Below are 17,561 nucleotides of genomic sequence, written 5' to 3' on the forward strand. Positions count from 1 at the left end.
GCCGGTCAGGCCGGCGGCGCCGCCGCCGGGCGCACGCTGACCTCGCCGCTGATGACGCGGTGCGCTTGGCCGTCGGGCGTGCGCACGTGCAAGGCGCCGTCGGGCTCCACGCCCGTGGCCAGGCCCTGCGGGCAGGCGGGGTCGGTGGTCGTCACGGGCTGGTCGCGCAGCAGGTCGCGCGCGGCGTACGCGGCCTCGAAGGCGGCGAAGCCCTGCGCCTCGAAGCGCTGCAGCGCCTGCGCCACGGCCGGCATCACCGCCGCCAGCGCACGCGGCGCGGTCCAGGTGGCGTCTAGCTCGTTGAGGTGGGCCGAGCCCTCGGCACCCGGCACGGGCCGCACGTTCAGCCCGATGCCGATGACCGCCACGCGGTGCTCACCGAGCCCGATCGCCTCGATGAGGATGCCGCCCAGCTTGCGGCCGGCGCCGGTCTCGTCCGACGCCGGGCGCAGCCAGAGGTCGTTGGGCCACTTGAGCGCCAGGTGCCGGCCCGCCGGGTCGAGCGCCTCGGCCAGCGCCACGCCCACGGCCAGCGACAGGCCCGACCAGTCGGCGCGCTCCAGCACGCGGCTCAGCGAGAACGTGAGCGATGCGCCGGCGGCCGATTGCCAGTGGCGGCCCAGGCGGCCGCGGCCCTGCGTCTGCTCCACCGCCACCAGCAGCGCCGGTTCCAGGTCCTCGGCCCGCGGCGCGTGGCCGCGGCCGTCGCGCGCGCCCCGGCCGGCCTGGCGCAGGCGGTCGACCAGCGTGGCGTTGGTGGACCCCAGGCGCTCGGCCACCTCGATGGACAGGCCCGGCAGCAGCGGCAGCAGCTGCTCCCACAGGGCCTCGATGCCCCAGGTGTCGTTGGGCGGCGTGGCGGTCATGGCCGGCGGCCTCCCTGGCGGGGGGCGCGCGGGGCGGCCCGCTTGGGCAGCAGCATCGTGCCGCGGCAGTCGGGCGAGCCGCAGCGGCATTCGAAGCGCTTCTTGAGCGCCGGGGTCAGCCGCTCGTCGATGGACAGCCGGTAGTCGTAGAACAGCTCCTCGCCCGGGGCGATGGGACGCAGCGCCTTGATGAAGACCCGGCCGTCCTCCTCGTCCGCCTCGCAGTTGGGATCGCAGGCGTGGTTGATCCAGCGTGCGGCGTTGCCACCGTACAGCGCGTCGATCACCCGCTCGCCGTCGTCGAGCTGGAAGTAGAACGTGTGGTCCGGCTGGGTGGGGTCGTGCGGATGGCGCCGCAGCGCCTCGTCCCAGGAGATGACCTCGCCGGTGTACTCGATCAGCGTCTCGCCGGGCTCCAGCACCTGCAGGGCGAACACGCCCTTGCCGTGCACGCCGCTGCGGCGCACCTGCAGGCGGCGGCCGCGCGGGGCGGCCGCCTCGTTGGCGGCGTCGGCGGTGGGGCGACGGGAGGGGCGGGCTTGCTTGACCGGCTTCATTGGGTACATTGAATCTGTGGGCGCGTGCGCACACGCGCGGGCGCCGTGCGTGCCCGCGTGCACGACACACATGCGCGCCACACGTGCGCACACACGCGAGAAGGCAAATTGTAGGCACGGGCCGCACGCGACCCGCGCAGACCCCGAACCCATGAGCAAATCACTGATCATCGCCGAGAAGCCCAGCGTGGCCCAGGACATCGTGCGGGCGCTCACGCCCGTGTCCGGCAAGTTCGAGAAGGCGGCCGACCATTTCGAGAACGACCGCTACGTGGTCACCTCGGCGGTGGGCCACCTGGTGGAGATCAAGGCGCCGGAGGAATACGACGTCAAGCGCGGCAAGTGGAGCTTCGCCCACCTGCCGGTGGTGCCGCCGCACTTCGAGCTGGCCCCCATCGACAAGGCCAAGAGCCGCCTGCAGGCGGTGGTGCGCCTGGTCAAGCGCAAGGACATCACCGAGCTCATCAACGCCTGTGACGCGGGGCGCGAGGGCGAGCTGATCTTCCGCCTCATCGTGCAGTACGCCGCGGGCGCCAAGGGCCACATCGACAAGCCGGTGCAGCGCCTGTGGCTGCAGAGCATGACGCCGCAGGCCATCCGCGACGGCTTCGACCGGCTGCGCAGCGACCAGCAGATGCAGGGCCTGGCCGACGCCGCACGCAGCCGCAGCGAGGCCGACTGGCTGGTGGGCATCAACGGCACCCGCGCCATGACCGCGTTCAACTCGCGCGACGGCGGCTTCTTCCTCACCACCGTGGGGCGCGTGCAGACGCCCACGCTGTCCATCGTGGTGGAGCGCGAGGAGAAGATCCGCAAGCACGTGCCGCGCCACTACTGGGAGATCAAGGCCGGCTTCGGCGCCGCCGCGGGCGACTACGAGGGCAAGTGGTTCGACCCGAAGTTCAAGAAGAACGAGGACCCGGACCGCCGCGCCGACCGCGTCTGGAGCGCCGCCGAGGCCGAGGCCATCGCGGCGGCGGTGCGCGGCCAGCCCGGCACGGTGACCGAGGAGGCCAAGCCCAGCACGCAGGCCAGCCCCGGGCTGTACGACCTGACCACCCTGCAGCGCGAGGCCAACTCGCGCTTCGGCTTCTCGGCCAAGACCACGCTGTCGCTGGCCCAGGCGCTGTACGAGAAGCACAAGGTGCTCACCTACCCCCGGACCGACTCGCGCCACCTGCCCGAGGACTACCTGGCCGTGGTGAAGCAGACCGCGCAGATGCTGGCCGAGGAGGACCTGCCGGGCCCGCTGGCGGCGCTCGGTGCGCACGCGGCCAAGGCGCTGAAGGAGGGCTATATCAGGCCCAGCAAGCGCGTGTTCGACAACGCCAAGGTGTCGGACCACTTCGCCATCATCCCCACGCTGCAGGCGCCCAAGGCGCTCACCGAGGCGGAGGCCAAGCTCTACGACCTGGTGGTCAAGCGCTTCCTGGCCGTGTTCTACCCCTCGGCCGAGTACCTGGTCACCACCCGCATCACGCGGGTGGCGGAGCACCAGTTCCAGACCAACGGCAAGGTGCTGGTGAACGCCGGCTGGCTGGCGGTGTACGGCAAGGAGGCGCAGGACGAGGATGCCAACCTCGTGCCGGTGCAGCCGGGCGAGGCGGTGAGCAACGAGGGCGTGAACATCGTCGCGCTCGTCACGCGGCCGCCCGCGCGCTACACCGAGGCGACCCTGCTGTCCGCCATGGAAGGCGCGGGCAAGCTCATCGACGACGACGAGCTGCGCGAAGCCATGGCCGAGAAGGGCCTGGGCACCCCGGCCACGCGCGCGCAGGTGATCGAAGGCCTGATCCTCGAGAAGTACATGCTGCGCGAGGGCCGCGAGCTGGTGCCCACCGCCAAGGCCTTCCAGCTCATGACGCTGCTGCGCGGCCTGGGCGTGGAGGACCTCACCAAGCCCGAGCTCACCGGCAACTGGGAGTACCAGCTGGCGCAGATCGAGCACGGCCAGCTCTCGCGGTCGGCTTTCATGCAGGACATCGCCCGCATGGCCGAGCGCATCGTCAAGAAGGCCAAGGAATACGACCGCGACACCATCCCCGGCGACTATGCGACGCTGGCCACGCCGTGCCCCCACTGCGGCGGCACAGTGAAGGAGAACTACCGCCGCTTCGCCTGCGAGGCCTGCGACTTCAGCATCACCAAGATCCCCGGCGGCCGCAGCTTCGAGCTGCCCGAGGCGGAGGCCCTGCTGCGCGACAAACGGGTGGGCCCCCTGGAGGGCTTCCGCTCCAAGGCCGGCTGGCCCTTCACGGCCGAGCTGCGCCTGGTGCGCGACGACGAGATCGCCAACTGGAAGCTGGAGTTCGACTTCGGCGAGGACGACAAGGCCAAGGACGACGGCGAGCCGGTGGACTTCTCCGGCCAGTCCAGCCTGGGCGCCTGCCCCAAGTGCCAGGGCCATGTGTACGAGCACGGCAGCAACTACGTGTGCGAGCACGCCGTCGGCGCCCACGTGACCTGCGACTTCAAGACCGGCAAGATCATCCTCACCCAGCCGGTGTCGCACGAGCAGGTGCACAAGCTGCTGACCACCGGCAAGACCGACCTGCTGGAGAACTTCGTCTCCAACAAGACCAAGCGCAAGTTCAAGGCCTTCCTGGCCTACGACAAGAAGGAAGGCAAGGTGGGCTTCGAGTTCGAGCCGCGCGCCGCCAAGGCGCCGGCCAAGGCGGCGGCGAAGAAGGCCGCCGCCAAGAAGACGGCGGCCTGACCGGAGCCACCCCATGGACGCCACCGTCACGATCTTCCACAACCCGGCCTGCGGCACCAGCCGCAACGTGCTGGCCCTCATCCGCCACGCCGGCATCGAGCCGCGCGTGGTGGAGTACCTGAAGACGCCGCCCACGCGCGACGAGCTGCGCGCGCTGCTGCGCGAGATGGGCGTGGGCGTGCGCGCGGTGCTGCGCGAGAAGGGCACGCCCTACGCCGAGCTCGGCCTGGGCGACCCGGCGCTCACCGACGAGCAGCTGCTCGACGCGATCGAGGCGCACCCGGTGCTGCTGAACCGGCCCCTCGTGCGCACGCCGCTCGGCACGGCCCTGTGCCGGCCGTCCGAGACGGTGCTGGAGCTGCTGCCCGTGCCGCCGCTGCCGCCCTTCGTCAAGGCGGACGGCGAGCAGGTGGTGGATGCCGGCCGCCGGCGGACGCCTCAGGCGTGACGCTCGATGTGCAGGAAGCTGGTGGCGCTGGCCTGGACCATGTCGCCGGCGATGCTGCGGTTGCGCGCCATGGCGTAGACCAGCTCGCCGGCATTCAGCGCCTCCAGCGGCGTGTGCACCACGTGCCAGGCGTCGGCTGAGTCGCCGCTGCTGTGCGTCATGTTGATGGCCATGACGCGCAGTTCGCCCGCCGGCACGTCCACGTCGGCCTGAAGGCCGGTGTTGTGCAGCACCACCCGCACGCGGTCGGGTGCCACCACCCGACCGCGCACGCTCAGCACGTCGGCGGCGGCCTGGCCCACGATCGCGTCCTGCAGCGCCGTGTGCGAGGCGACGACCGCGTCGCCCACGGACACCGTGCCGGCCGGTGCCACGGCCACCTCCAGCGCCACCGTGGCGCCGGCGGGCACGCGCCCAGGCGTCCAGCTGCCGCGGAAGCGCGCCAGGCGCGGGGCGTCCGATCCGGGCACGGACACCGAAGCGAGACGATCGTCCTTCTGCGAGGCCCCGGGCGGGCCACCCACCACCTTGCGCCGGATGCCGTACAGGCGCAGGTCGACGTCGGTGCCCTGCTGGGCCACCCAGTCGAGGCACAGGGCCACGCGGTACAGCCCCGTCGTCTGGATGCGCAGCATGCCGTCGGGCTGCAGCGCCCAGTCCGCGCCCTCGGAATACAGGGTGCGGTCGAACGGCACCACGTGCAGGTGGGCGGGGCGCGGCAACTGGAAATCCGCGGTCAGGCCGAAGCGGCCACGCGCCACGGGCGCGCCGACGCGCGCCTGCGGGTGCGCGGCCAGCACGGGCGCGGCGCCCGCGCCGAGCAAGGCACCGGCGAGGCCGGCGTGGAAGTGCCGACGCGCGGCGGCGCCCGCCGCGCGAGACAGTGGTTTGGACATGGGCGCTCCCTCCTGTTGTCGTCTGCACCCGCCGACCATCGGCCGGTGCGTGCGCTGCGGCTCTGCGCTGCGCGCGACGATGATCGAGGAGAACGCGGCGGTCAAGCCACCCCCAAGGCGGCACCGGCCGGCGTCCCCATGGCGCCGGCCAGCCCGCCTCAGTAGACGATCATGGTGAACGTCGCCTGCCGGAGCTCCGTCAGCGAGCCCCTGGTCAGCGTGGCCTCGATCTCCATCTCGTAACGGCCCGCGGTGGCCGGGGCGGTGCCGGTGACCACGCCCGTCGCGGCATCCACACGCAAGCCGTGCTGGCTGTCCGCGCCGTTGGCCAGGCGGTAGCCGCTGAATGTGTCGCTGCCTGTCTTCGAGACGATGGGCGCCACGTTGACTGCCGCACCGCCGGGGACGTCGAAGCCGTCGTACAGGAAGAACACGTCGGTGATCGGTTCGATGAAGAACGAGAGGGTCGTGCTTGCCGTCACGCGCGTGTCGCCATGGGTGGCCGAGGCGTCGATCTCCGCCGAGAAGCTGCCCACCTCGGTCGGCACGCCGCTGATCGCGCCCGTGGTCGCGTTCAGGCTCAGACCCGGGGGCAGGCGAGTGCCGTTGGCGAGAGCGAAGCGCACGGTCACGCCGGCGTCGTAGCTGTCCGGCACCTGGGGCGTCACGCCTTCGATCGGCAAGCCGATCTGCCCGGCCACCGTGTCGGTGAGGTACATGGCATAGAACGGCTGCACCTGCAGATGCAGGTCCGCGTCCAGGTGGCCGCTGTACCCGTCCACGGTGATGCGGACGACTGCAGACGTGCGGCCCACGACAGTGGGTCGACCGCTGACGACACCGGTCCGGCTGTCGAGCTGCATGCCGGTGGGCAGCACGCCTGAGACGATCTCGAAGTGCGGCGTGTTCGAGCCGAGGCCGTCCGTGCGCGGCGCGGGCAGCGTCTGCTCGCGCAGCACCAGCAGCTCCGTCATGTTGGCGTCGCCGTAGTCGTAGGTCAGCACCAGGTTCTCCTGCGCGCCGCCCCCGCCCCCGCCGCCGCAGGCCGTCATCGCGACGGCCAGCGCGCCCATGACCACGGCGCGCAGCAGCACCCACGCGGGGTTGAGCCCCCACGTCCTCCCTCCGGTTCCCATCGTTCTTCCTTTCGGTGTGCCTTGAGATGGGCGGCGCCTGTCGTCGTGTCCTGCGGCCGCCGGCGCTGCCCAGTCAGCGGACGCAGGAATGCATGGAACCCCGAGCGCGGGCCGGATCAATCCGCCAGCGGCGCGTCGCTGCCCGTCAGCAGGGGGATGGACCCGTCGGAGGCGGCGCCCAGCAGGCCGGTGCGGGTGTAGATGCCCAGCTTGTCGCGCGTGTCGGTGATGTCGAGGTTGCGCATGGTCAGCTGGCCGATGCGATCGGCCGGCGTGAAGGGCGCGTCCTCCACCTTCTCCATGCTCAGGCGCTCGGGCGCGTAGGTGAGGTTCGGGCTCACCGTGTTCATGATGGAGTAGTCGTTGCCGCGGCGCAGCTCCAGCGTCACCTCGCCGGTGACGGCGCGCGCCACCCAGCGCTGGGCGGTCTCGCGCAGCATCAGGCACTGCGGGTCGAACCAGCGGCCCTGGTAGAGCAGCCGCCCGAGCTTGCGGCCGTTGATGCGGTACTGCTCGATCGTGTCCTCGTTGTGGATGCCGGTGACCAGGCGCTCGTAGGCGATGTGCAGCAGCGCCATGCCGGGGGCCTCGTAGATGCCGCGGCTCTTGGCCTCGATGATGCGGTTCTCGATCTGGTCGCACATGCCCAGGCCGTGGCGGCCGCCGATGCGGTTCGCCTCCTCGAACAGCGCCACCGCGCTGCCGAAGCGCTGGCCGTTCAGCGCCACCGGCACGCCTTCCTCGAAGGCCACGGTGACGGCCTCGGCGGCCACCTTCACGTCGTCGCGCCAGAAGGCCACGCCCATGATGGGCTTGACGATGTGCATGCCGGCGTTCAGGAACTCCAGGTCCTTCGCCTCGTGCGTGGCGCCCAGCATGTTGGAGTCGGTCGAGTAGGCCTTCTCCACGCTCATCTTGTAGTCGAAGCCGTTGGCGATGAGGTACTCGCTCATCTCCTTGCGGCCGCCGAGTTCGTCGATGAAGCGCTGGTCCAGCCAGGGCTTGTAGATGCGCAGCGCCGGGTTGGCCAGCAGGCCGTAGCGGTAGAAGCGCTCGATGTCGTTGCCCTTGAAGGTCGAGCCGTCGCCCCAGATGTTGACGCCGTCCTCGCGCATGGCCACCACCAGCGCGGTGCCGGTGACGGCGCGCCCCAGCGGAGTGGTGTTGAAGTAGGTCGCGCCGCCGGTGCTGATGTGGAAGGCACCGCTCTGCAGCGCGGCGATGCCCTCGGCCACGAGCTGGGCGCGGCAGTCGATCAGGCGGGCGATCTCGGCGCCATAGGCCTTGGCCTTGCGCGGGATCTCCTCGTAGTCGGATTCGTCCGGCTGGCCCAGGTTGGCGGTGTAGGCGCAGGGGACGGCGCCCTTGGCGCGCATCCAGTGGACGGCGGCGCTGGTGTCCAGGCCGCCCGAGAAGGCGATGCCGACGCGTTCGCCGGCGGGAAGGGATTGCAGGATGGTGGCGGCCACGGGGGTTCTCCGGAAGACCCCTCGATTCTAGGAGGGGCCCTCCGGCCGCGCCGCCGGCCGCCCGGTGGCCGCGTCAGAAGCGGTAGGCCATGCCCACGGCGGCGTGGTTGCCGCTCACCTCGCCACCCACCAGCCGGTTGCTCTTGTAGCTTTCGTCCACGTAGCGGGCGAACGCGGTGGCGCCGCCCGGGAACAGGTACTCGGCCTGCAGGACGAAGCCCACGGTGGAGCGCATGTTGAAGTCGCCCACGTCGGCCGCCCCGGAGCTGGTGAAGCGCGAGCCGGTGGCCTTGCGCACGCCGCCGCCCAGGCGCACGGCGGGGTCCACGTGCCAGAAGGCCAGCAGTTCCACCGGCACGCGGCTGAAGTTGGCGTCACCGTTCTCGGCGCCGATGCCGTCGACGTGGTAGCCGACGTTGAACTGGAAGCTCAAGGGCGACTCCGGCGCCTGGTACTCCAGCCCGCCGAACAGGTGCACCAGCCCGCCGCTGGACACGCGCTGCTCGCCGTCGTCCTCGGTCTCCACCTTCAGCAGCGTCTTGCCGCCGCCGGTGAGGGAGAAGCCCACCACGGGGCGCAGGCCGTCGGCGAAGGCGGCGGAGTGGGCGAGGGCGGCCAGCACGGCGGCGGCCAGCAGGTGACGGGTGGTCATGAAGAAGGCTCCCTGGAGTTCGGGCGCCGGATGCGCCCGGGTGACGGTGATGCGACACGCGTCGCGAAGGGCGACGGCGCGCGGGCGCGATGCTACCCGGCCCGCGTGCCGGCTGCCGCCGCGCCGGGCGGTGGCGATTCGATCAGCCGCACCAGCGCCAGCAGGGTGCGGTTGACCGGCACGGGCACGCCCAGCCGCTCGCCCAGGCGCACCACGTGGCCGTTCAGGTGCTCGATCTCGCTGGGCTTGCCGCGCATCAGGTCCTGGGCGGTGGACGAGTACTGGCCCGGCATGGTGGCGGCGATGCGCTCCACGGCGGGCCACGGGTCCGGCAGCACCACCCCGGCCGCCGCGGCCACCGCCTGACATTCGGCCACCACGTCCCGCATGACCTCGCCCACCCCGGCGCCTTGCACCAGGCGGCCGTACGGCAGCCGCGTGATGGCCGACAGCGCGTTGTAGGCGCAGTTGAGCACCAGCTTGCTCCACAGCGCGGCACGCACGTCCTCGGCCAGCTGCACGGGCACGCCGGCCCGCGCGCACAGCGCCTGCACCGCCTCGGCCGTGGGGACGCCGCCGCGCGCGGCCCAGCGGGCCAGCACGAGCTCGCCGCGGCCGTGGTGGCGCACATGGTCGGGGGCGGCCAGCTCGGCCGCCACGTACACCACCGCCGGGGCCACCGTGCAGGCGGGCAGTGCCGCGGCCAGCCGCTCCGCGTTGTCCACGCCGTTCTGCAGGCTCAGCACCACCGTGCCCGGCGCCAGCACCGGGGCCAGCTGCGCCGCGGCGGCCTCGGTGTCGCCCGACTTCACGCACACCAGCACCAGCCGGCACGGCGCCAGGGCGGTGGGCTCGTCGCTGGCGGTCACGCGCTGGCGCTCGTCCCAGGCGGCGGTCTGCAGACGCAGGCCGTCGTCGCGCAGCCGGGCCACCTGGGCCGGCCGGCCGATGAAGACCACCGGCACGCCGGCCCGCGCCAGCATGGCGCCGTAGTAGCCGCCCACGGCGCCCGTGCCCATCACGCCCACCGGGCCCTCGAAAGCATGTGTGTCCATGGCGGCACCTTAGCAGCGCCTAGCAGCTTCTTCCGGACGGCCGCATGTGCCCTTCCACATGGCCGCGGCGCTGCCCGGGCGGCATCATGGGGCCATGTCGGCCGTGATCGCGAACAAGCTGCTGGCGATCGTGCTGATCGTCGGGCTGGGCTACCTGGTGGGGCGGCTGCGCTGGCTGGGCCCGCCGGAGCTGGAGCCCGCGCGCGTGCTGTCCAACGCCGCCTTCTTCATCTTCGCCCCCGCGCTGTTCTTTCGCACCACCGCACGGCTGGACCCGGCGGCGCTGCCGTGGCCCATGGTGGCGGCCTTCTTCGTGCCGGTGGTGGCCTTCATGCTGCTGCACTACGCGGCGCAGCGCTGGCGCCGCGCCGAGCGCGGCCTGCCGGTGGCCGGGCCGGCGGTGCGCGCCATCACCGTGGCCTTCGGCAACTCGCTGCAGATCGGCATCCCGCTGGTGGCCGGCGTGTTCGGCGAGACCGGGCTCGGGCTGCACCTGGCGCTGGTGAGCGTGCACGCCCTGATCCTGCTGCTGGTCATCACCACGGTGGTCGAGCTGGACCTGGCGCACGACCGGTCCCAGGGGGCGGCAGGCCGTGCGCGGCTGGCACCGGTGCTGCTGTCCACGCTGCGCAACACGGTCATCCACCCGGTGGTGCTGCCGGTGCTGGCGGGCATGGCCTGGCAGGCCACCGGCGTGCCGCTGCCCACGGCGGTGGACGAGGTGCTGCAGGTGCTGGGCAGCGCGGTGGTGCCGCTGTGCCTGACGCTCATCGGCATGTCGCTGGCGTACATGGGCCTGCCGCGCTCGCTGCGCGGTGCCCTGGGGCTCACGCTGCTCAAGCTGGTGGTGCAGCCGGCGCTGGTGTGGGCGGTGGCGGCCGGGGTGTTCGGGCTGCGCGGCCTGCCGCTGGACATCGTGGTCATGCTGGCCGCGCTGCCGGCGGGCACCAACGCCCTGATGTTCTCCCAGCGCTACCGGGCACTGGAGGCGGAGACCACGGCGGTCAACGTCATGTCCACGCTGGCTTTCGTGATGACGGCGCCGGGCTGGCTGGCGTTGCTGCACGGTTTCAACCGCTAACACCCTGGCGCCGGGCGGGGGTCGCCCCGGAGGGCGCGCGCCATGGGGGGCGTGGAAGAATCGCCCGTTCCCCTGCCTCGCCCACCATGGACCCGCGATCTGCCACGCCGGACTGCGCCGCTCCCCTGTTCGACGTCTATGTGCGTCTGCCGGGCGGGCTGGCCGTGGAAGAGGCGGGTCGGCGCATGGTGGCCCGCTCCGGGCTCACCCCGGAGCAGGCGCGGCGCATCGTGACCACCTTGCGCCAGGCCCCCGTGGTGCAGGTGCGCCGCTCGGTGGACGAGGCGCGCGCCCGCAAGACCGAACACCAGCTGGCCCAGGCCGGGCTGCAGGTGGAGGTGCAGCCGGTGCAGCCACTGCGGCCCGCCGCGGCGCCGGCCCCCGGCCCGGCCGCGCCGCCCCGTGATCCGGCGGACGACACCCGCGGCTGGGCCCCGACCGCGGCGCCCGAGGAGGAGGCCCCCGAGGCCCCCGAGGCCCCCGAGGTACCGGACACCCCCGACGTCCCGGTGGCCGAACGGCGGGTGGCCGGCGCGCGGGTGATCGCCCTGCCCGACGACGACCCGTCGACGCTGTCTTTCGACCTGCACGGCGATGCCGCCGACCTGCCCGGGCCCGGCGCCCCGCGCCCGGCCGTCCCGGCGACCGGCACCGATCGCCCGGACACCCGGGCGCCCGCGCGCGACCTGCCGCCTGCCGCCGCCCCTGCGCGCCCGCGGCGGCGGGGCGGCTTGGCCGCCGTCGCGCTGGTGGGCGTCGCCGGCCTGGCGTTCGTGCTCGGCCGCATGTCGTCGCCCGCGCTGCCGGCCCCTGGCCACGGCGAGTCGGTGCAGATGATCGACCGCGTGCTGGCCACGGTGGACGCGCCCGCCGCGCTGGCCGAGGCCTCGGCCGTCGCGGGGGCAGCGTCCGCGCCGGCCGCTGCGGACGACCTGCGCGAGGGTGAATCGCTGCTGCGCCTGGCCGAGGCCGAGCGCAGCCAGGGCCGGGTGCTGCCGCTGGCGCAGGCGGTGGCCCAGGCCCAGGGGGCCGCGCCGGCCGCCCCGGGCGCCACCCCGGCGCTGCTGGGCGGCGCCGCGCGCCCGGCCGGCCCGGCCGCGCCGCCGGAGGGGGCGCCCGCCGCCACGCCGCCGCCCTTGCCCGCGGCGGTGCAGGCCTCGCTCACGGCGGCGCTGGCCGAGCAGCTGGCCGAGTTCGGCCAGGCCGCCCGCGCGCGGGAGGTGCTGGCGGCGCTGCGCCAGCACGCCGCGCGCAGCGGTGATCCGGCCGTCGCCGCCCTGTCGCAGCGCGCCGAGGTGCTGCTGGCGGCCTGGGCCCTGGGCGAGCAGCGCGGGGCCACCCTCGATCGGGGCGTGGTCCTGCTGCGCCAGTCGCTGCAGGCGGTGGAGTCGCCCGCCGCGCGGGCGGCCCTGGTGGGCCGGGTGGCCACCGTGCTGGCGCAGCACGAGGGCATGCCCGATTCCCTCGCGCTGGCGCTGCTGGCGGACGCCGGCGAGGCGCTCAAGGGCGTGGCCGACCGCACGCAGCGCCAGGCCGCCATCGACGACTGGCTGGTGCACACGGGCGACCTGCTCGTGGCGCAGCTCGCGCGGCATGCGCGCCTGGGGCGCTGGCCCGCCGCGCGCTCGCTGGGCGGGCAGCTAGATTCGCTCAGCAGCCAGGCGCGCAGCCCGCGGGCGGTGCTGCAGCTGCAGGGGCTGCGCGCCCGCGCCAGCGTGCTGCTGGGCGAGCGGGCCCGCGGCGAACGCCTGCTGGCCGACGCCCTGCGGGCCTGGGGCCAGCACGGCGGTGCCGCGCGCCAGGCCGACGAGCTGCGCGAGTTCGCCGCGCGGGTGGGGCCCCTGGGCACGACCGAGCTGCACCAGGCCACCGCGCAGCTGGCCACCGCCGCGGACGCCCTGCGCGGCACCGAGCGCGCCCAGGCCCTCACCTCGCTGGCCCTGATGCAGGCGGAGGCCGGGGAACCCGAGCGCTTCGAGGCGGTGCGGTCCATGTGGCGGCAGTCGCCCGATGCGGCGCGGCCGGAAGCGGCGCCGCTGCTGGCCCGCCTGCTGGTGGAGGCCGAGCTGGCGGCCGCGCGTGCCGAGCAACGCGCCGGTGCCTACGGCGAGGCCGAGGCCCGCCTGCGTCGGGCGGCGGCCTACCTGCTCTAGCGTGCGCCAGCGGCCGGCCCCCGGCGCAGGGCCGGCGCCGCGCGGGCGCTTCGGGGACAATTCCCGCATGAGCCCGCACGACGACATTCCCGCCTACATGGCGCACCTGGGCGCCGCCGCACGCGACGCCAGCACGGTCATGGCCCGCGCCGGCACCCGTGCCAAGGACGCCGCGCTCACGGCGCTGGCGCGCCGCCTGCGCGCCGACGGCCCGGCGCTGGCCGGGGCCAACGCACGCGACATCACCGCGGCCGAGGCGGCGGGCCTGGCCGCGCCGATGGTGGACCGCCTGCGCCTGACCCCGGCTGTCATCGAGACGGTGGCGCAGGGCTGCGAGCAGCTGGCCGCCATGCCCGACCCGATCGGCGAGATCACCGGCGTCAAGCGCCGCCCCACCGGCATCAGCGTGGGCCAGATGCGCGTGCCGCTGGGCGTGTTCGGCATGGTCTACGAGAGCCGGCCCAACGTCACCATCGAGGCCGCCTCGCTCGCCATCAAGAGCGGCAACGCCTGCATCCTGCGTGGCGGCTCCGAGGCCATCCACTCCAACCTCGCGCTGTGGCGCGTGGTGCAGCAGGCGCTGGCCGACGCCGGGCTGCCCGCCCAGGCGGTGCAGCTGGTGGAGACCACCGACCGCGCTGCCGTCGGCCGCCTCATTGCAATGCCCGAGTTCGTCGACGTGGTCATCCCGCGGGGCGGCAAGGGCCTGATCGAGCGCATCGCCGCGGAGGCGCGCGTGCCGGTCATCAAGCACCTGGACGGCAACTGCCACACCTACGTCGATGCCGAGGTGGACATCGCGCAGGCGCTGGTGGTCACCGAGAACGCCAAGACCCAGAAGTACAGCCCCTGCAACGCCACCGAATCGCTGCTGGTGCATGCGGCCAGCGCGCCGGACTTCCTGCCGCGCATCGGCGCGGTGTTCGCCACCAAGGGCGTGGAGATGCGCTGCGACCCGGCGGCCGCGGCGCTGTTGCGTGCCGTGCCCGGCGCCCGGGTGGTGCCGGCCACCGAGGCCGACTGGTCCACCGAGTACCTGGCGCCCATCATCAGCGTCAAGGTGGTGGCCAGCCTGGACGAGGCGATCGCCCACATCAACCGGTATGGCTCGCACCACACCGACGCCATCCTCACCACCCACCACCCGAGCGCCATGCGCTTCCTGCGCGAGGTGGATTCGGCCAGCGTCATGGTGAACGCCAGCACCCGGTTCGCGGACGGCTTCGAATACGGCCTGGGCGCGGAGATCGGCATCTCCACCGACAAGTTCCACGCCCGCGGCCCGGTGGGCCTGGAGGGCCTGACCTCCATGAAGTGGGTCGTGCTCGGCCAGGGGGAGATCCGGGCGTGATCCGCCTGGCGCGGCCCGAGGACGCGCGCGCGCTGGCCGCGGTGTATGCACCCTGCGTGACCGGCACCGCCGTGACCTTCGAGCTGCAGCCGCCGGATGCGGCGGAGATGGCGGCCCGGCTGGCGCGCACGCTGCCCGCCCACCCCTGGCTGGTGATCGAGCGGGCCGGCGAGGTGGCCGGCTATGCCTACGCCGGCGCCTTCGCCCAGCGGCCCTGCTACCGCTGGTCGGTGGCCACCAGCATCTACCTGCACCGGGCGCACTGGGGGCAGGGGCTGGGCCGGCGCCTGTACACGGCGCTGCTGCAGGTGCTGGCGGCGCAGGGCTTTCGCAGCGCGTACGCCGGCATCACCCTGCCGCACCCGGCCAGCGAGGGCCTGCACCGTGCCCTCGGCTTCGAGCCGGTGGGCACCTACCGCGAGGCCGGCCACAAGCTGGGCCGCTGGCACGACGTGGCCTGGGTGCAGCGGGCACTGCAGCCGGGTGCCCCGCGTGAGCAGGCGGCGCCGCCCGAGCCGCTGCCGGCGCCGCCCGTGGTGGCGCGGCTGGCGCCCGGCTGGGATGTCGGCCAGGGCGCCGATGACGACGACAAGGAAGGAGCGCCCCATGGCGCATGACTGGAACGACCCCCGCGGGGCCCTGGTGCTGTTCTCCGGCGGGCAGGATTCCACCGTCTGCCTGGCCTGGGCGCTGCAGCGCTACGCCCGGGTGGAGACGCTGGGCTTCGACTACGGCCAGCGCCACCGCATCGAGCTGGACTGCCGGCAGACCGTGCGCCGCGAGATCGCCGCGCAGTTCCCCGGCTGGGGCGGCCGCCTGGGCGACGACCACGTGCTGGAGCTGCCGCTGCTGGCCCGCCTGGGCGACAGCGCGCTCACGACCGAGCGCGCCATCGAGATGCAGGCCAACGGCCTGCCGAACACCTTCGTGCCCGGCCGCAACCTGCTGTTCCTCACCGCCGCGGCGGCGCTGGCCTACCGGCGCGGCCTGTCGGTGCTGGTGGGTGGCATGTGCGAGACCGACTACTCCGGCTACCCCGACTGCCGCGACAACACGCTCAAGGCGCTGCAGGTGGCCCTGTCGCTGGGGCTGGACACCCCCATGACGCTGGACACGCCGCTCATGTTCCTGACCAAGGCGCAGACCTGGGCCCTGGCCGATGAGCTGGGCGGCGCGCCGCTGAACGCGCTGGTGGCCGAGCACACCCACACCTGCTACCTGGGCGAGCGTGGCCAGCGCCACGCCTGGGGCCACGGCTGCGGCCACTGCCCGGCGTGCGAGCTGCGCGCCGCGGGCCATGCGGCCTGGGTCGCGGCGGGCGCCGGCGCCGCATGAACGAGATCGACCTGGCCGCTTCGGCGGCGGTGGCGGCCTCGGCGGCGGCCTTTGGCGCCGACGAGGTGGTGTGGCGCGGCTGGGGCCCCTGGCTGCTGCGTGCCGGCGTGGTGCTGGTGGGGCTGTTCTGGGTGGTGGGCGCCTACAACCGGCTGGTGCGGCTGCGCGGCGCGGTGGGGGCCGCCTGGGCCCAGATCGACGAGCTGCTGGCACGCCGCAGCGGGCTGATCGATCCGCTGCTGGTGGCGCTGCAGGGCCCCCTGGCCGACGAGGCCGGCACGCTCGCGGCGCTGGCCGCCGCCGACACCCGGCAGCGCGAGGCGGCGCAGGCGGTGCGCGCCAGGCCGTCGCTGGCCAGCGCGCTGATGGAATGGGTGGTGGCCGAGGCCGCGCTGGCGTCGCCGCTGGCCCGGCTGCAGGCCCTGGTGGAGCAGCGGGCCGAACTGCGCGACAGCGAGGAGGTGCAACCCCTGCTGCGCCAGCTGGCCGAGCTCGCGCCGCGCCTGGCCTACGCGCGCACGCTGTTCAGCGACGCGGCGCGGGCCTACAGCACCGCGGTGCAGGAGTTCCCCACCCGCGTCGTGGCGCGACTGTTCGGCATGCGCCCGGCGCCGGGGCTCTAGCGCGGGGCGGCGCTCAGCCGCCGGGGCAGACGATGGCCGCGGTGGCCACCAGTTCCTCGAACAGCGCCGTGGCCGCACGGCCGGTGATCGCGTAGGGGTCGAGCGTGGGCTTCTCGGAGTACTTCAGCAGCAGGCCCGGGTTCAGGCGCGCCAGGTTCACCTGGCCCATCGCCCAGCCGGCAAAGCGCCGCTCGGTGATCTCCTCGTAGGCCAGCAGCGTCACCTCGGCGTGGCGGCCGTCCCGCGCGATGCGGTTGTACAGCCGGTTGACCGCGTCGCGCCCGCCCTCGAGCACCTGCAGGAACAGGTCACCCGACTGGCACAGCACGCCGGTGACGCCGTGTTGCAGGTTGTGGGCACGGGACTGGCGCGCGATGTGGGCCAGCTCCTCCGGGTCCAGCGGCTGGGCCGCCCGGCTGGCATAGGTGAGTCGCACGAGCATGGGGGCCTCAGGTCTTCTTGGTCAGCAGCGCCAGGAACTCGCGCCGCAGGTTGGCGTCCTTCAGGAACGCGCCGCGCATGACGCTGTTGGTCATGGCCGAGTCGTTGTCCTTCACGCCGCGCCACTGCATGCAGAAGTGGTCGGCTTCCATCACGATGGCCAGGCCGTCGGGCTTCACGCGGTCCTGCAGCGCATCGGCCAGCATGATCACGGCCTCCTCCTGGATCTGCGGACGGGTCATGATCCAGTCGGCGATGCGGGCGTACTTGCTCAGGCCGATGAGGTTGGAGTGCTCGTTGGGCAGCACGCCGATCCACAGCCGCCCGAGGATGGGGCACATGTGGTGCGAGCAGGCGCTGCGCACGGTGATGGGCCCCACGATCATCAGCTCGTTCAGGCGCGAGATGTTGGGGAACTCGGTCACCGCCGGCATGGGCTGGTAGCGGCCGCGGAACACTTCGTCGATGAACATCTTGGCCACGCGCCGGGCGGTGTTCTGCGTGTTGTGGTCGCTGTCGGTGTCGATCACCAGCGACTTCAGCACCTCGCCCATCTTCTCGGCCACCTCGGCCTTGAGCTCCTCCAGCTCACCGTCGTGGATGAAGGCCGAGATGTTGTCGTTGGCGTGGTAGCGCCGGTCCGCACCGACCAGCCGGTAGCGGATGCGCTCTGACGCCGGCAGGCGGGCCAGGTCCGCCTCGTGCAGGATGAGCGCGCCGGTGCGGCCGGTGTCGACGGGCGAGGAGGCGGAAGCGGGGGACGGGGCGGTCGGGGGCATCGG

The 17,561-nt window shown here is 73.4% G+C and carries 17 protein-coding genes; 8 read left to right on the forward strand and 9 right to left on the reverse strand.

Annotation, left to right across the window (positions count from 1 at the left end; all coding sequences use genetic code 11):
- Positions 1-5 precede the first annotated feature (5 nt).
- Together ACE3UN_RS13825 and ACE3UN_RS13830 are read right to left on the reverse strand one after the other, a co-directional pair.
- Complete coding sequence (locus tag ACE3UN_RS13825) at positions 6-866, reverse strand: biotin--[acetyl-CoA-carboxylase] ligase (RefSeq protein WP_374675544.1); 861 nt, start codon at positions 864-866, stop codon at positions 6-8.
- Positions 863-1,423, reverse strand: a complete 561-nt coding sequence (locus ACE3UN_RS13830) for an SET domain-containing protein (RefSeq protein WP_374675545.1) — start codon at positions 1,421-1,423, stop codon at positions 863-865. Before ACE3UN_RS13830 ends, ACE3UN_RS13825 begins: the two co-directional genes overlap by 4 nt.
- 151 nt (positions 1,424-1,574) lie before the next feature.
- Between ACE3UN_RS13830 and ACE3UN_RS13835 the strand changes: the two genes are divergently transcribed.
- Entirely contained in the window at positions 1,575-4,139 is a 2,565-nt protein-coding gene (locus tag ACE3UN_RS13835; protein ID WP_374675546.1) for a DNA topoisomerase III, read from the forward strand.
- 13 nt (positions 4,140-4,152) lie between these two features.
- Positions 4,153-4,587 carry an arsenate reductase (glutaredoxin) gene (gene arsC, locus ACE3UN_RS13840; protein WP_374675547.1) on the forward strand — a complete coding sequence of 145 codons (435 nt, stop codon included), beginning with the start codon at positions 4,153-4,155 and terminating at the stop codon, positions 4,585-4,587.
- Here arsC and ACE3UN_RS13845 read toward each other — a convergent pair.
- The 5 genes from ACE3UN_RS13845 to ACE3UN_RS13865 all read right to left on the reverse strand — a co-directional run bounded on the left by ACE3UN_RS13845 (position 4,578) and on the right by ACE3UN_RS13865 (position 9,795).
- The gene (locus ACE3UN_RS13845) at positions 4,578-5,483 is read right to left on the reverse strand and encodes a hypothetical protein (RefSeq protein WP_374675548.1); all 906 of its coding nucleotides are present in this window, start codon (positions 5,481-5,483) and stop codon (positions 4,578-4,580) included. The two genes, arsC and ACE3UN_RS13845, sit on opposite strands and share 10 nt — an antisense overlap.
- Before the next feature lie 158 nt (positions 5,484-5,641).
- The gene (locus ACE3UN_RS13850; protein WP_374675549.1) at positions 5,642-6,619 is read right to left on the reverse strand and encodes an Ig domain-containing protein; all 978 of its coding nucleotides are present in this window, start codon (positions 6,617-6,619) and stop codon (positions 5,642-5,644) included.
- Positions 6,620-6,735: 116 nt separating this feature from the next.
- Positions 6,736-8,088 carry an argininosuccinate synthase gene (gene argG, locus ACE3UN_RS13855; protein WP_374675550.1) on the reverse strand — a complete coding sequence of 451 codons (1,353 nt, stop codon included), beginning with the start codon at positions 8,086-8,088 and terminating at the stop codon, positions 6,736-6,738.
- A 73-nt stretch (positions 8,089-8,161) separates the two neighbouring features.
- Positions 8,162-8,740 carry a hypothetical protein gene (locus tag ACE3UN_RS13860; RefSeq protein ID WP_374675551.1) on the reverse strand — a complete coding sequence of 193 codons (579 nt, stop codon included), beginning with the start codon at positions 8,738-8,740 and terminating at the stop codon, positions 8,162-8,164.
- A gap of 92 nt (positions 8,741-8,832) precedes the next feature.
- Positions 8,833-9,795 (reverse strand): ketopantoate reductase family protein, encoded by a 963-nt coding sequence (locus tag ACE3UN_RS13865; RefSeq protein WP_374675552.1) that lies wholly within the window; start codon positions 9,793-9,795, stop codon positions 8,833-8,835.
- A gap of 94 nt (positions 9,796-9,889) precedes the next feature.
- Here ACE3UN_RS13865 and ACE3UN_RS13870 point away from each other — a divergent pair, with 94 nt between their 5' ends.
- The 6 genes from ACE3UN_RS13870 (at position 9,890) to ACE3UN_RS13895 (ending at position 16,338) form a co-directional block, all read left to right on the forward strand.
- Positions 9,890-10,876 carry an AEC family transporter gene (locus ACE3UN_RS13870; protein WP_374675553.1) on the forward strand — a complete coding sequence of 329 codons (987 nt, stop codon included), beginning with the start codon at positions 9,890-9,892 and terminating at the stop codon, positions 10,874-10,876.
- A gap of 86 nt (positions 10,877-10,962) precedes the next feature.
- The gene (locus tag ACE3UN_RS13875) at positions 10,963-13,029 is read left to right on the forward strand and encodes a hypothetical protein (RefSeq protein ID WP_374675554.1); all 2,067 of its coding nucleotides are present in this window, start codon (positions 10,963-10,965) and stop codon (positions 13,027-13,029) included.
- Between the two features lie 67 nt (positions 13,030-13,096).
- Positions 13,097-14,380: a glutamate-5-semialdehyde dehydrogenase gene (locus tag ACE3UN_RS13880; RefSeq protein WP_374675555.1), complete on the forward strand. Its 1,284-nt coding sequence runs from the start codon at positions 13,097-13,099 to the stop codon at positions 14,378-14,380.
- Positions 14,377-14,997 carry an N-acetyltransferase family protein gene (locus tag ACE3UN_RS13885; protein ID WP_374675556.1) on the forward strand — a complete coding sequence of 207 codons (621 nt, stop codon included), beginning with the start codon at positions 14,377-14,379 and terminating at the stop codon, positions 14,995-14,997. Before ACE3UN_RS13880 ends, ACE3UN_RS13885 begins: the two co-directional genes overlap by 4 nt.
- Complete coding sequence (gene queC / locus ACE3UN_RS13890) at positions 14,987-15,715, forward strand: 7-cyano-7-deazaguanine synthase QueC (RefSeq protein WP_374675557.1); 729 nt, start codon at positions 14,987-14,989, stop codon at positions 15,713-15,715. Before ACE3UN_RS13885 ends, queC begins: the two co-directional genes overlap by 11 nt.
- Positions 15,712-16,338, forward strand: coding sequence for a LemA family protein (locus ACE3UN_RS13895; RefSeq protein WP_374675558.1), 627 nt, complete (start codon positions 15,712-15,714; stop codon positions 16,336-16,338). The genes queC and ACE3UN_RS13895 overlap by 4 nt, the downstream gene beginning before the upstream one ends.
- 13 nt (positions 16,339-16,351) lie before the next feature.
- Here the strand turns inward: ACE3UN_RS13895 and ACE3UN_RS13900 are convergent, their stop codons facing one another.
- Positions 16,352-16,780, reverse strand: coding sequence for a BLUF domain-containing protein (locus ACE3UN_RS13900; RefSeq protein ID WP_374675559.1), 429 nt, complete (start codon positions 16,778-16,780; stop codon positions 16,352-16,354).
- A 7-nt stretch (positions 16,781-16,787) separates the two neighbouring features.
- Positions 16,788-17,558, reverse strand: a complete 771-nt coding sequence (folE, locus tag ACE3UN_RS13905; protein WP_374675560.1) for a GTP cyclohydrolase I — start codon at positions 17,556-17,558, stop codon at positions 16,788-16,790.
- Positions 17,559-17,561 lie beyond the last annotated feature (3 nt).

Source organism: Ideonella sp. (genome assembly GCF_041918995.1).
GTDB lineage: Bacteria > Pseudomonadota > Gammaproteobacteria > Burkholderiales > Burkholderiaceae_C > Ideonella.